At 64.0% G+C, this 12,710-nt stretch carries 12 protein-coding genes; 3 read left to right on the top strand and 9 right to left on the bottom strand.

Annotated features, from left to right (window positions below):
* Positions 1-131 precede the first annotated feature (131 nt).
* The 3 genes from So717_RS17480 to So717_RS17470 form a co-directional block, all read right to left on the bottom strand.
* Complete coding sequence (locus tag So717_RS17480; protein WP_159979714.1) at positions 132-1,514, bottom strand: peroxidase family protein; 1,383 nt, start codon at positions 1,512-1,514, stop codon at positions 132-134.
* 306 nt (positions 1,515-1,820) lie between these two features.
* Positions 1,821-2,405: an HNH endonuclease gene (locus So717_RS17475; protein WP_159979712.1), complete on the bottom strand. Its 585-nt coding sequence runs from the start codon at positions 2,403-2,405 to the stop codon at positions 1,821-1,823.
* Positions 2,406-2,606: 201 nt separating this feature from the next.
* Positions 2,607-3,662, bottom strand: a complete 1,056-nt coding sequence (locus tag So717_RS17470) for an alpha/beta hydrolase family protein (protein ID WP_159979710.1) — start codon at positions 3,660-3,662, stop codon at positions 2,607-2,609.
* Between the two features lie 127 nt (positions 3,663-3,789).
* Between So717_RS17470 and So717_RS17465 the strand changes: the two genes are divergently transcribed.
* Together So717_RS17465 and So717_RS17460 are read left to right on the top strand one after the other, a co-directional pair.
* A complete protein-coding gene (locus So717_RS17465; RefSeq protein WP_159979708.1) occupies positions 3,790-4,806 on the top strand; it encodes a helix-turn-helix domain-containing protein in 1,017 nt (338 codons plus the stop codon).
* 67 nt (positions 4,807-4,873) lie between these two features.
* On the top strand, positions 4,874-6,049 hold the full coding sequence (locus tag So717_RS17460; protein WP_159979706.1) for an MFS transporter: 1,176 nt from the start codon (positions 4,874-4,876) through the stop codon (positions 6,047-6,049).
* Between the two features lie 5 nt (positions 6,050-6,054).
* Here the strand turns inward: So717_RS17460 and So717_RS17455 are convergent, their stop codons facing one another.
* The 3 genes from So717_RS17455 to So717_RS17445 are packed head-to-tail and all read right to left on the bottom strand — an operon-like array spanning position 6,055 to position 8,089.
* Entirely contained in the window at positions 6,055-6,720 is a 666-nt protein-coding gene (locus tag So717_RS17455) for an alpha/beta hydrolase (protein ID WP_159979704.1), read from the bottom strand.
* Positions 6,717-7,349: a DNA-3-methyladenine glycosylase family protein gene (locus tag So717_RS17450; protein ID WP_159979702.1), complete on the bottom strand. Its 633-nt coding sequence runs from the start codon at positions 7,347-7,349 to the stop codon at positions 6,717-6,719. The genes So717_RS17455 and So717_RS17450 overlap by 4 nt, the downstream gene beginning before the upstream one ends.
* Positions 7,346-8,089, bottom strand: a complete 744-nt coding sequence (locus tag So717_RS17445; RefSeq protein ID WP_159979700.1) for a precorrin-6A/cobalt-precorrin-6A reductase — start codon at positions 8,087-8,089, stop codon at positions 7,346-7,348. Before So717_RS17445 ends, So717_RS17450 begins: the two co-directional genes overlap by 4 nt.
* A 75-nt stretch (positions 8,090-8,164) precedes the next feature.
* On the opposite strand from So717_RS17445, the gene So717_RS17440 reads away from it, so the two are divergent.
* On the top strand, positions 8,165-9,388 hold the full coding sequence (locus tag So717_RS17440; RefSeq protein ID WP_159979698.1) for an MFS transporter: 1,224 nt from the start codon (positions 8,165-8,167) through the stop codon (positions 9,386-9,388).
* Positions 9,389-9,445: 57 nt separating this feature from the next.
* On the opposite strand, the gene So717_RS17435 is transcribed toward So717_RS17440, so the two are convergent.
* Genes So717_RS17435 through cimA form a run of 3 tightly spaced genes read right to left on the bottom strand, consistent with a single transcriptional unit; the run spans position 9,446 to position 12,553 of the window.
* Positions 9,446-10,216: a squalene/phytoene synthase family protein gene (locus tag So717_RS17435; RefSeq protein WP_159979696.1), complete on the bottom strand. Its 771-nt coding sequence runs from the start codon at positions 10,214-10,216 to the stop codon at positions 9,446-9,448.
* A complete protein-coding gene (locus So717_RS17430; protein ID WP_159979694.1) occupies positions 10,206-10,934 on the bottom strand; it encodes a class I SAM-dependent methyltransferase in 729 nt (242 codons plus the stop codon). Before So717_RS17430 ends, So717_RS17435 begins: the two co-directional genes overlap by 11 nt.
* Positions 10,931-12,553 carry a citramalate synthase gene (gene cimA, locus So717_RS17425; protein WP_159979692.1) on the bottom strand — a complete coding sequence of 541 codons (1,623 nt, stop codon included), beginning with the start codon at positions 12,551-12,553 and terminating at the stop codon, positions 10,931-10,933. The genes So717_RS17430 and cimA overlap by 4 nt, the downstream gene beginning before the upstream one ends.
* Between the last annotated feature and the right edge of the window lie 157 nt (positions 12,554-12,710).

The raw sequence follows: 12,710 nt of genomic DNA, 5'->3' as shown, positions 1-12,710 counted from the left end.
GAACATCTGTTCATAAAACACCGCCCGAGTCTAACGCGCAATTAACCACGTTTTCCCCACACGCAGACGATTGCGATGGCGCGCCCGCCGATCGGCCCGGCGTGCCTTGGCGCGCCGGGCTGGCGGTGGCCTCAGCCACACATGAGGCTTTTCGGATCCTTGATGTGACCGCGATGTTTCTCCACATAAGCCGCAAGCCCGGCCATGCAGGACGGCTGACCACCAAACCCACCCCAGGGCTTGAAGTGCGGTATGTGCAGGTAGGTGGTCGGATCCCGCTTGAGCAAATTGGCAAAGACCGCTGCGACGATGGTCCCACCAACCCCGGTGAGCTTGCCGCCCCCATGCTCCTGCGCCTCTTGCAGCGCATAGAACCACAGCGGGGTTTTGGTGATCCCCTTGGCCTTGAGCGCCTCCGGCACATGCACATGTTTGTCTATGCCCAACCGGGCCGCCGCCTGCTGACCGCTCGCCAACTGATAAGTGTAGCGATCCCGCACCATATTGCGCAGCGCCAGGTTGCGTGATTGCTGCACCGTCAGCGTATGTTCGATCTCAGCCAGTTCAATGGTGCTGTGCACAAAGGGCAACTCAAAGAGCGGCGAACCCAGACTTGGCCCAACCGGGCGGGCTTTCTGCGGCGCATCGCCGCCGGACATCCCAAAGAACATATCCATGTCCATATTGGCGTCCGCCGGGCGCGGACCAAAGCCCACGGTCGCAAAGAGCCCCTTGGCGTCCGCTCCGCGCTGCATCGCGTATTGATGCTGCGTCGTGGCGTGGCCAAAGCGGTAGCAGGCGCCAGTGAACTCCACCGGCATCACCGGCGCATCCCAGCCAAAGAGATGATGCTTCATGGCATGATCAAGGCAGGCCTGATCCACGAACGCAGGCAGCAATTCATTCCACACGATCCACTGATAATGCAGCCGGATGAACCGCCGTACCTCTTCGAAATTCGCAAGTTTTGGCGCCACATGATCATGCCACACGTGCTTGGCGATGCCGTCATGGGCGCAGGCCTTGATGTCTTTTGCCTCGTCGCCGTCTTCGACGCGCTTGCTCATCAGGATGTTGTGCAGCTCGATGAAAATCCCCTGCACCTGCGCCACGATGATGTTCTCATCATTGCGCGGATCGCCGATCAGCGCCTTGCCCGCACAGGTCCGCGCCAGATCAAGCGGGTTGTCATGGCGACCAAACATCAGGAATTGCTCCTGCTCCCCGGCCCCGTAAAGATGCGGCGACGCCTCGGGGCCCGCGCCATAGACACAATCCAGGTCAAGGCTCGGGGTCCTTACGTTGGGGATGGTCGACGGGTCGATCCGCGTGCCCAAGGCCGAGGTGGCGTCCAAAGTCACATCGTGGTCGACGAACTGCCCAAGGAAAGTCATGCCTGCGTCGGCGGGGCCATCCTCGTTCTCGGTTGCGCGCATGGTCTCCGACAGATCATGCAGCGCGTGGATCACATCCGCGTGGGTGATGTTCTTGATCTGCACCGGGTTGGGCGGCATGAGCCTGCCCAGTGTTTGCGCAAAAGGCTTTGACGGCCCCCCACCTTGCAGACAGATTTTTGTGAGTTGGTCGAGCCGAGACAGCCCATGATGCCTACCTGACACAATGCATCTCCTTGAAATACAAATTTAAAATAACTTCAAAAAATAGTCGCGCACCGCAACAAAATTACGCGGCACGTAAAATGGTTAACACAGCTTTCCGGGTTTTTCAACGATGACGCGAGATCAGGGCCGTTTCAGCCAAAAAACTCAACGGCACCGGCATGATTGCGACACATCGTGCTGCAGACCCAAGAGCGCCGGTCAGGCTTCGAGTTCGGCATCCCAATAGAGGAAATCCATCCAGCTTTCATGCAGGTGATTCGGCGGGAATTTCCGGCCCATGTTGCGCAGCTCCTCCGCGCCCGGCTGCCGGGGCGGCTTGCGCAAGGAGAGCCCTGTGCGATGCAGCGGTTTGGAACCCTTTTTCAGATTGCAGGGCGAACAGGCCGCCACCACATTCTGCCAGCTTGTGACCCCTCCGCTGGCGCGCGGCACCACGTGATCGAAGGTCAGCTCCCCACGTGCCCCGCAGTATTGGCAGCGAAATTCATCCCTCAAAAATAAATTAAAGCGCGTGAAGGCCACGCGCTTTTGAGGTTTGACATAGTCTTTCAGGACAACGACAGAGGGGATCCTGATTTCCGTACTTGGGCTTCGGACGGTGTCGTCATACTCCGCCACAATGTCCACCCGGTCGAGCCAGGCCGCCTTCACAGCCTCCTGCCAGGGCCAAAGCGACAGCGGGTAATAGCTCAGCGGTCGGTAGTCCGCATTCAGCACCAACGCAGGCCGATGTCTCAAACTTGCCGGGTTACGGGTAAAATCCGTCCTGAAATCGCCATCCATGTTCACACGCACCCTTTGCCGTTCCGCGTCCGGTCCGGCGGGCCGACCCCGCCGATGGAAGTGACTATATCTCGTGGTTTGCAACTGACAAGCCCCAGTATGACCACAAGATGTCGCAGAAGGGTTAAGACGATTCCGTAACGGAGCTGTGACAGTTATCCACAGGTGCACTGGCCCGGTGTCCCAGGCCAGTGCGCGGCATCAGCCCTGCGGGATCACATCGACAGCGCGCAGATGCGCCATGATCAACTCAAAGATCTCGTCATGCCGGGCCATACGCTCTGCCTGGCCTTTGACGCAGACGATCTCGTCGCCCGGCACCTCGCGTTTCAGGACGTCGTAGCCTTCATCGGTGCAGATGCCCATGTAGTCGAAATGGCCCGCGTCCTCGACCTCTATGTATGTGACCTTATCGGCCGGAAGGGCCGCGGCCAGCGCCCCGGATTCAACCTCCTGATCGAGCATATCCGCCCGGCCCGCCCCAAGCACCAGAACCGGCAGACCAATCTCGGCAAGGCTTTCCGGCGCGAAGGTCTGCGCGCCGCCCAGATCCATGGGAATGACCGTGCGGATGCGGGGATCGGACCGGTCGCTTTGAAGGGCTGCATGATCTGCGGGATCAGCCCCTACTTTCCACATGTCGATGACCTCGCAGTCGGTCCGCTCCGGTATCTCGGCGCAGCTGGCGGCATAATGCGCCACGTCATGCCGCGCGCCCGCAGCAGCCATGACGGTGTAGCCGCCCAGCGAATGCCCCGCAGCCGCGACGCGGGTGGGGTCGATGTGATCGGCAAACCGTGGATCGGTCAGGGCCTGATCCAGCGCCACGCTCAGGTCTGTCGCCCGCAGCCAGAGCTGGCGCGCCTCATCGGGGTCGCGATCAAAACTGGCGGTGCCGGGGTGGTTGGGCTGGATCACGATAACCCCTTCCGCCGCCAACCGCTTGGCCAGCCATGCCTGGTTCATAGTGTTGCCATACATCCCATGGCTGATCAGCACGACCGGGAAGACCCCGGGCGCGATCCGCGCATCCAGATGGCCGTTGATGTCACGCCAGACGGCGCTACCACGCAAAAGCCGTTCGACGTCTTTGGCATGTGACGGATACCAGATATGACCTTTCATCCGGCGCTCCATATCCGGGTGGGCCGCCTTGAACTCGGCCACCGCGGGTGCAAAATCGGCAGCCTCGCCGGGCAGGGCAAAGCCAATGGCGAGCATGGCCGAGAGGCAGATTTGACGCATGTTGCTGTTCATGTGAATCCTCGTGAATAGGTGTTTGCGATGATCCTGACTTGAGCAAAGAGCCGTTTTCGGGCAATGGCTTGGCTGTCCTGAATGCCGTTTCAGGACAGCGGACACGCAATCGAGGACAGACCCAACGGTGATTTCGGTTCCCCTGCCCCTGTTTCTGACCGGCCTCGCCGCGCTCTTCGGTGCGCTGGTGCTGACGCGCGCCTGGCTGGCGGGGCCTGCAAAAGCGCTGTTTGCCCTGCTCGCGGCGCTCATTATGGTGGAAACGGCACTGGTCGCGCTGCGCTTTGCCTATGACGTGCAAGATGTGCTGGTGATCCAGCGCCTGCTGCCGTTCTGGATCGGGCCGCTGCTCTATCTGGGCTATGTCGCGCTCTCCGACAGAGCGGGCCGGCTGCAGCCCGCGCTGCTGTTGCATTTTGGGCTGGCGGCGCTCGCCACCGCGATTGTGGCGGCCTGGCCCGAGATCCGCATTGTGCTCGATGTCATGATCGGGTCGAGCTACGCGCTCTATGCGCTTGCGCTTTTGCACATCTGGCGCGGCGGACCTGACCGGCTGTCACAGCTGGGGCTGGCCCATGTGGCGTTCATGCGCCGGATGATGCTGGTGGGCGCGGGGCTGCTCGGCTTAACGCTGATGATGGACACGCTGATCGCTCTGGATTTCGCCCGCAACGAGGGTGCAAATGTCGGGCGACTTCTGTCGCTGGCGAGCCTGATGCTGATCGTCATACTGGCAGGGGCGGCCCTGCTGAGCCTGCGCAACCCAAAGACATCGCAACCCACCGAGACCCCGCGCGACGAAGACGCCGACCTCAGCCGTAAGGCCGCCGCGTTTCTGACGGACAGCCGCTTGTTCGTGGACCCGCAACTCTCGCTGACCCGCCTTGCCCGCAGGCTTGGGGTCACGGACAGAGCCCTTTCGGAGGCGATCAACCGCAGCACCGGCAAGAATGTCTCGCAGTTCATCAATGATTTCCGCGTGGCCGAAGCGGCACGGCTGCTGCAAGAGACCCGGGATGCGGTGGGGGCAGTCGGAGAAGCCGCAGGTTTTCTGACCCGGTCGAATTTCTATTCCGAATTCAACCGGGTCATGGGCCAAAGCCCCGGCGCCTATCGCAAAACCGCACCGACAACAGGGCGCTAAGGACTTGCATCTCGACACCAGAGCATGAGGATGTCAGTGCGGCCATACACTTGCGAAGGTTCGGTCCATGATATCTGATCCGTATCGACAGCTCGGCCTTTTTCTGCTGCTGCTCTTTTTCGGCACCGTCTGTGCCGCGATGATCGTGCCCTATATGGGGTTCTTTCTCGTTGAAGGGCTGAACCAGGACCCGTGGGTGATCAGCGTCTACTCGGCACTTGCGATTTGCCTGACGGTGGCGGCGAACCGCCTCTTTGCGCGGCGCATCGATGCGGGCGGGCGCGTGCATCCGCTCATCGGTGTGGCGCTCGCGGGATATCTTTTGGCAAGTCTCGCCATCACGCTCGCACCGACCCTCTGGATGGTGCTCAGCCTTGGGGTCTTGGGTTTCGGCATCAGCTCCAGCGCAGTCTCCACTATGTTTAGCCTGGGTGGGCGCATGGCAGAACGTGCTGATGTCGACCGCACCCGGTTCAACGCCTATATGCGGGCCACGACATCGACCGCCTGGATGATCGGACCGGCGGCAAGTTTTCTTGTGGCGGACCGCATGGGCGTCACATCCGTGTTCCACCTCGGCCTGCTGGCAGCGCTGCTGTGGCTGGCGCTGTGGTGGTGCGCCCTGCCCCGCGACATCACGGCCGAGCCCAAACCGCCCAGCCGGGACGATGCTGAAACGGATACCGCCAGGCACGCCCTTTGGTTTGCGGCAGCCTTTGTTTTCTGCCTGTCCACGGCGCATTCGATGACTTTCACCGCGCTGCCTCTGTTCTATGTGCGAGAGGTCGGATTGCCGGGCTACGCGCCCGGCCTGGCCTTCAGCGTCAAAACCTTTGTGGAGGTGCTTGTGATCTTCTCCACGCCGTTCGTGATTGCGCACATCGGTCTGCGCCGCGCGCTCTTGGGCACGACGCTGCTGGCGGTGGTCACGATTCAGCTGCTGGCGCATGTTCAGACTTTTGGGCAAATGCTCGCGGGCGGCGCGCTGGAGGGGCTCTACTATGGGCTCTATGCCAGCCTTGGCATCAGCTACATCCAATCCTTCGCGCCCCGGCGACCCGCGATGGCCACGGCGGTCTATTGGAATACGCTGATGGTGAGCGGCCTTCTGGCGGGCCCCGCCGTGGGGCTGATCGCGCAGAGCTACAGCTTTCAGACCGTCATCTATGTGGCCTCCGCCGTTGCGCTATGCGCAGCGGTCATCCTTGCGGGCGCCACGCGCAGGGCACGCCAAGCCGCCTGATCCGGTCAAAGCCCCAGCTTGTCGCGCATGAAGGCCAGTGCGACGGAGAGGCCATCAGGTGCTATACCGTGGCCGGTGCCTTTCATGATGTGGGCATAGACATCCTGCCAGCCCGCTTCCTGCAGCGCCTCAGCCGCCTGCGGCAGTGATTGCGGTGGCACCACATCGTCCGCATCGCCGTGCACCAGCAGCACCGGCGGGCGCACCACCACCTCATCGGCAAGCGTTTCGGGGCTGAGCAGACGGCCCGAGAAAGCCACGATGCCCGCCACCGCATCTTCGCGCCGGGGGGCCACATGCAGCGCCATCATCGTGCCCTGGGAAAAGCCGAACAGCACCACCTGCTCGGGCAGCACGTCCTCATCGACCATCAGCGCATCGAGGAAGGCGTTGAGGTCATCGACCGCCTGCATCATGCCGCGCATGCTCTCCTCCTCCGAGGAGCCGTCGATCCAGGGGATCGGAAACCACTGGAAGCCCATGGGCGCACCCGCACAGGCCTCAGGCGCATCAGGCGCCACAAACAGCGTGTCGGGCAGATGCTCCGACAGAGGATCAGCCAGCCCCAGAAGGTCGGCGCCATTGGCGCCATAGCCGTGCAGGAAGACGACGACGGAGCGTGTGTCGCCCGAGGCTGGCGCGCGGCGGTCCGCGTTGAGTACCCGTGTCATGTGATGCCGTCCCTCTGTTTGATGTGCCTGTAGTAGGTAAAGAAAAGGCGTGCTGCAACCGACCGCCAGGGCGACCAATCCACCGACATCTGCCGCAAGGCGCGCTCCTTGGGGCGCTCGGGCAAATCATAGATCGCGCGCGCCGCCTCCTGAAGTGCCAGATCGCCGGGGGCAAAGACATCGGCGCGGCCCAGGGAGAACATGGCGTAGATCTCGGCGGTCCAGACCCCGATTCCAGTGACGGCGGTCAGGGTCTCGATCACCTGGTCATCCGGGGCCTCGCGCAGGGCATCGTAGTCGATGCCGGCCTCTGCGAGAGCATGGGCATAGCGCGCCTTCTGGCGGCTCAGACCGAATTCACGCAGCTCCTCCTGACTGTGGCGCAGCACGGCGTCCGGGGTCGTGACCTTCGCCGCTTCGAGGTTCGACCAAAGCGCACGGGCTGAGGCGACGCTGACCTGTTGGCTCACAATGGCGCTGAGCAGCTGCGCAAACCCATCCGGGCGTCGGCGCAGCGGCAAAGGGCCGCAGGTCTGCAAAGCCGCGGCCAGACGCGGATCCTGCCGGGCGAGCCAGTCCGCGCCTTCAGCGACATCTGCGTCCGTCTCGATCAGACGGCCTGCAGTCATGCGTTTGCCTCCCAGGCCAAAGCTTCGTTCACCGAGTCGACACGTGTGATCCATGCGGGTGTCTGGGGGCGTTCGATCATAGCAACCGGCAGGCCGAGCCGCCGGGCCGCCAGCAGCTTGGACATGCTGGCCGGGCCGCCGACATTGCGGCAGATCAGCCGCGAGATGTTCAACTCCGTGAACAGGCTTTCCTCACCGCCCTGCGAAAACGGCGGCGTGCCAAAGACATAATGGGCAAAGGCGAAGGGCGCCGCCTCGTCATGCAGCTGCGTCTGGCGCACGAACAGCACGTCCCCCCGGAATCCGCGATACTCATTCAGCGTTGCGCGGCCTGTGTTGGTAAAAACCCGCTCTCCTGCAGGCACGTCCTGTGCGGCCTTTGCAATGGATCTGTAGGGCAGCCAGATATCCTGCCGAGACTGACGCCAGGGCGGGCGCAGCACCCGCAGATATCGCAGATCCTGGACCTTGCAGATCAGCGAGACATCCCGGGAGATCTCCACGTCAAAGGCATGGCTTGCATCGATCACCGTGCGCACCCCCTGGGCCGCCATCCAATCGGCCATGGCCTCTTTGCTTGGAAACGGGCCTATGCGCACCGGTGCGGTGAAGGGTTCGAAGGCACGCTCAGCCGCGGGCAGGCTGACAATCACTTTGCGGCCGCGACGGCGCAGGCTGGCAGCAAGCGTATGCGCCTCTCGTGCCCCTGCCATCACCAAAACCGTCCCACTATTCATCATCCCGCGACTTTTAGGGAACGGGCCAGTCATGGCAAGGGGCTTGCCCCTGTCCGGCAAGCGTTCTACGCAAGGCACATGCCCGAGACGGATGATAATCGCGCCAGGCGCAATGTGATGGTGCTCGTGATGGCGCAAGCCTTTCTGGGCAGCCAGATCACGATGATCTTCGTGATCGGCGGGCTGGCCGGGCAGCAGATGGCGGTGAATGCCTGTCTCGCGACATTGCCGATCTCGATGATCGTCTTTGGCTCGATGACCACGGCACCCTGGCTCTCGACGCTGATGCAGCGCTATGGGCGGCGGGCGGGGTTGATAGTGGGCGCGCTTGGCGGGCTGGCGGGGGCCGCGATCTGCGCTTATGCGCTGACGCTGTCGAACTTCTGGATGTTTCTGATCGGCAGCTATTTGACCGGCATCTATATGTCCTCACAGGGGTTTTTCCGGTTTGCCGCCGCCGATACGGCCTCGGACAGCTATCGCCCGAAGGCGATTTCCTATGTCATGGCGGGCGGGCTCTTGTCGGCGATCATCGGGCCACAACTGGTGGGGTATCTGACCAGCAGCACCCCCGATGCGACCGTGATGCGGTTCTTCCCCGTCTACATGGCGGCGATGGCGCTGAATGTGCTAGGCATGCTGCTCTTTGCCTTCCTCGACATTCCGACGCCGCCGAAGCCGACCGAAGATTCGCCCCGCGGGCGCTCTGTAATAGAGCTTCTGAAGACACCACGTATCGCGGTCGCGGTGATCTGCGCGATGGTGTCTTACGCGCTGATGAACCTGGTGATGACGTCGACGCCGCTTGCCGTCGTCGGTTGCGGGTTCGCGGTGGCAGATGCCTCGAATGTGGTCACCGGCCATGTGCTGGCAATGTTTGCGCCATCGTTCTTCACCGGGCATCTGATTGTACGCTTTGGAGTTGAGCGGATCATGGGGCTGGGGCTGCTGATCCTGGGCGCGGCAGGCGCGGTGGCGCTCTCTGGGGTCGCGCTGGGGCATTTCTTTGTGGCGCTGATTCTCTTGGGGCTTGGGTGGAACTTCGGCTTCATCGGCGCCACGACGATGCTGGCCGGAGCGCATGAGCCGCATGAGCGGGGGCGCCTCCAGGGGGTGAATGACCTGCTCGTGTTCGGTGGAGTGACGCTGGCTTCGCTCGCCTCGGGTGGGTTGATGAACTGCTCGGGCGGGTCGGCGGAAGAGGGTTGGGCGGCGGTGAATATCGCGATGATCCCCTTCCTCGTGCTGGCGGGCTGTGCGCTGATCTGGCTGGTGATGCGGCCCAAGCCGCAGGTGGTCTGAGGGCTCTGCCCTCGGCGCGTGCCGCGCCTCACCCGGGATATTTCCGGCCAGAAGAAGTCAGATTCGGCCCAGGAGGCGGGCGCGGATCAGCGTGATGCTGCGGTGGAGATCTGGGGTGACAAGCGCGGCCCGGGCCACGCGTTGTGGGTGTTTGGAGACTGTTTTGAGGATGTGGCGGGCGCGCCATCCCGAGAGCAGCGCCTGATGCGCGGCAGGGCTGAGCACGCTTTGCGCGGCGAGGTCCGTGAGGGCGCCTTTGGCGAGCACGGCCAGGGTCTCGGGTCGGCCGTCGTGCATCGGGCGTTTGCCGCGGGCCTCCAGTTCCGGCAGGGCCAGCATCCAGTTGGCGAGTGCTACGGCGCGGGCTGTCTGGCGGAGGGCGGCTTCGTCGCCCGCGGGCGCGCCGAGGCTTGCGGCGGCGGTCCAGAGCAATGTGCCGGTGGTGGCGTCGAGGTAGCGCCAGAGGGCGGTTTCATCCTCGAAGGCCTCGGTGCCGATGTCCCAGCGGCGCGCGGCCACCAGAGTGTCGAGCGCGCGGGCCTGATCTGGGGTGAGCATGCGGGCCATCGGGGTGACGACCTCGTGGCGGCGCGGGGGTCGGCCTTCGGCGATCTCTTCGAGCGCGTCGCGCCACCATTGCAGGCGCATCTCGGCGATCATCGGCTCCTTTGTCACCCAAGGCGCGCGCGCGACTTCGACGTTGAAGGCGTAGAGGGGGAAGAGGCGCCGGCGGGTGCTGAGGGGGCTCGCCATTGTGGCGGCAAAGCGGTCGGGGTCGCCGTGCTGGACGAGGCCCGCGCAGGCGGTGAGGTTGGCGTCAAAGGTCATCCGGCTGCACGACGCTGAGCAGGTAGCCAAAGCTCTTGCGGTGCGCGCGCCAGACTTGGGCTTCGCGGCGGGCCTCGGCGAGCACCTGTTGCATCTCGGGGGTATCGCCGGAGGAGAGGGCCGCGATGCGGGCGTCCATGGGCGCGTAGTAGTTTTCCCAGGCTGCAGAGGAGAGTTTTCGGGTGCCGATGGTGCGGTATCGCGCCGCGCGCACCCGAGCGTCGATGCCTTTTGCGTCGGTCATGGCGGGGTAGTCGCCGGACCAGAGGTCTGCGGCCTCCTGCGGGCGCGCCTCGGTGAACCAGCAGGGTTCGGAGAAGGCGACGGCGCCGCCGGGAGCGAGGGCATCGCGCCAGGTTTTGAGCCCCTCGGTGATGCCCAGAAAGTAGAGCGCGCCCGCGCACCAGATGAGATCAAAGGGCCCGGTGATGTCGGCCATGTCGCCGGTCCGAAGTGTGACGGCGGGGTCGGTGCCATGGGCTCTTTGGGCCTGGTCGATGAAATGCGGGTATTTGTCGAGGGCGGTCACATGGCCCTGGGGTGCGGCGGCGCGCAGGGCGGTGATGTCGGCACCGGGGCCGCAGGCGGCGTCGCAGATGCGGGCGGTGGGCGCCGTGCCTGCGGTGGCCACGGCCCAGGCCACATCAGCGGGCTCGCCCGGGCCTTCGCGCGGCAGGTCGCGGTGCAGGGTAAAGAAGGCGTCCCAATAGGCGGTCATGCGGCGGCTTTCGTGTCGCGCAGGATTTTCCAGCGGATGGCGTCCAGTAGCGCCTCGAAGGAGGCATCGACTATGTTGGGCGAGACACCCACGGTGGACCAGCGCCGCCCCTGCCCGTCTTCGCTGTCGATGATGACGCGGGTGACGGCTTCGGTGCCGCCCTGGGTGATGCGGACCTTGAAGTCGACGAGGCGCATGTCGTCCATGATGTGCTGGTAGGGCCCGAGGTCCTTGGCCAGCGCCTTGGCCAGGGCGTTCACGGGGCCGCGGTCGGAGCCGACATCATCCATGGATTCGCTGACCGACAGCTTCTTTTCGCCGTCGATCTTGACCACGACAACCGCCTCCGAGAGGCTGATCATCTGGTCGTATTTGTTTTTGCGGCGCTCCACGGTCACGCGGTAGCGTTTGACCTCGAAGAACTCCGGCATCTGGCCCAGTGTCTCGCGAGCGAGCAGTTCGAAGCTGGCCTGCGCGGTGTCGTAGGAGTAGCCGTCTGCTTCGCGCGTCTTGATGCGGTCGAGGATGAGGCCGAGGGCGGGGTCGCCCTTCTTGACCGTGATGCCTGCGTCGCCGAGCCGCTTGCGCAGGTTGGATTGCCCGGCCTGGTTCGACATCGGGATGATGCGGGTGTTGCCCACGTCGGCGGGGTCGATGTGTTCGTAGGTGGTGGGGTCCTTGAGGATCGCCGAGGCGTGCAGCCCCGCCTTATGCGCGAAGGCCGAGGAGCCCACAAAGGCTGCTTGGCGGAAGGGCACGCGGTTGAGGATTTCATCGAGCATGCGGCTGGTGCGGGTGAGGCCTGTCAGCGCCTCGCGGGTGACGCCGATCTCGAAGCGGCTGGCGTAGGGCTCTTTCAGCAACAGGATCGGGATGAGCGCCGTGAGATTGGCGTTGCCACAGCGCTCGCCCAGGCCGTTGAGCGTGCCCTGGATCTGCCGCGCACCTGCGTCGACGGCGGCGAGCGTGCAGGCCACCGCGTTCTCGGTGTCATTGTGGGTGTGGATGCCCAAGCGGTCGCCGGGGATGCCTGCGGCGATGACCTCGGCCGTGATGCGGTGGACGTCAGCGGGCAGCGTGCCGCCATTGGTGTCGCAGAGCACCACCCAGCGGGCGCCCGCGTCATGGGCCGCTTTGACAGCCTCCAGCGCGTAGTCCGGGTTGGCGCGATAGCCGTCGAAGAAGTGTTCGGCGTCAAAGAGCGCTTCGCGGCCCTGGGATGTGAGGTGCGCGATGGAGCGGGCGATGTTCTCGGTGTTTTCCTGCTCCGAGATGCCCAGGGCAGCGCGCACGTGGAAGTCATGGGTCTTGCCGACGAGGCAGACGGCCTGGGTGCCGGCGTTGAGGACGGCGGCGAGGACATCGTCGTTCTCGGCGGACATGCCAGCGCGTTTGGTCATGCCGAAGGCCGTCATTGTGGCGCGGGTTTTGGGCGAAGCCTCGAAGAAGGCGCTGTCGGTGGGGTTGGCGCCAGGCCAGCCGCCTTCGATGTAGTCCACGCCGAGTGTGTCCAGCGCCTCAGCGATGGCGCGCTTTTCCTCGGTCGAGAACTGCACGCCTTGGGTCTGCTGCCCATCGCGCAGGGTGGTGTCGTAGAGAAAGAGCCGCTCGCGGGTCATGATGGTTGTCCCGGGCGGCGGCCTGAAGCCCGCCGAACCTGTCGGCTGGCAGGTGCGGTGGGCCTTGGGCCACCGTTGCGTGGGTGGTTATGGATGGAACGTCTACTTAGCAGAACCACGTGTCCGGGCTGCAGGCCCGGACTGCGCCCGACCCTCC

It is taken from the genome of Roseobacter cerasinus, from assembly GCF_009811755.1.
Classification (GTDB): domain Bacteria; phylum Pseudomonadota; class Alphaproteobacteria; order Rhodobacterales; family Rhodobacteraceae; genus Roseobacter; species Roseobacter cerasinus.
Note: the sequence above shows the minus strand (reverse complement) of the source record. Positions and strands in the feature narration are given on the sequence as shown.

Bases quoted from the DNA above. Each gene is read 5' to 3' on its own strand.
- So717_RS17480 (WP_159979714.1), bottom strand. From the start codon at position 1,514: ATGCCGCCCAACCCGGTGCAGATCAAGAACATCACCCACGCGGATGTG.
- So717_RS17475 (WP_159979712.1), bottom strand. From the start codon at position 2,405: ATGGATGGCGATTTCAGGACGGATTTTACCCGTAACCCGGCAAGTTTG.
- So717_RS17470 (WP_159979710.1), bottom strand. From the start codon at position 3,662: ATGAACAGCAACATGCGTCAAATCTGCCTCTCGGCCATGCTCGCCATT.
- So717_RS17460 (WP_159979706.1), top strand. From the start codon at position 4,874: ATGATATCTGATCCGTATCGACAGCTCGGCCTTTTTCTGCTGCTGCTC.
- So717_RS17455 (WP_159979704.1), bottom strand. From the start codon at position 6,720: ATGACACGGGTACTCAACGCGGACCGCCGCGCGCCAGCCTCGGGCGAC.
- So717_RS17450 (WP_159979702.1), bottom strand. From the start codon at position 7,349: ATGACTGCAGGCCGTCTGATCGAGACGGACGCAGATGTCGCTGAAGGC.
- So717_RS17445 (WP_159979700.1), bottom strand. From the start codon at position 8,089: ATGATGAATAGTGGGACGGTTTTGGTGATGGCAGGGGCACGAGAGGCG.
- So717_RS17440 (WP_159979698.1), top strand. From the start codon at position 8,165: ATGCCCGAGACGGATGATAATCGCGCCAGGCGCAATGTGATGGTGCTC.
- So717_RS17435 (WP_159979696.1), bottom strand. From the start codon at position 10,216: ATGACCTTTGACGCCAACCTCACCGCCTGCGCGGGCCTCGTCCAGCAC.
- So717_RS17430 (WP_159979694.1), bottom strand. From the start codon at position 10,934: ATGACCGCCTATTGGGACGCCTTCTTTACCCTGCACCGCGACCTGCCG.
- cimA (WP_159979692.1), bottom strand. From the start codon at position 12,553: ATGACCCGCGAGCGGCTCTTTCTCTACGACACCACCCTGCGCGATGGG.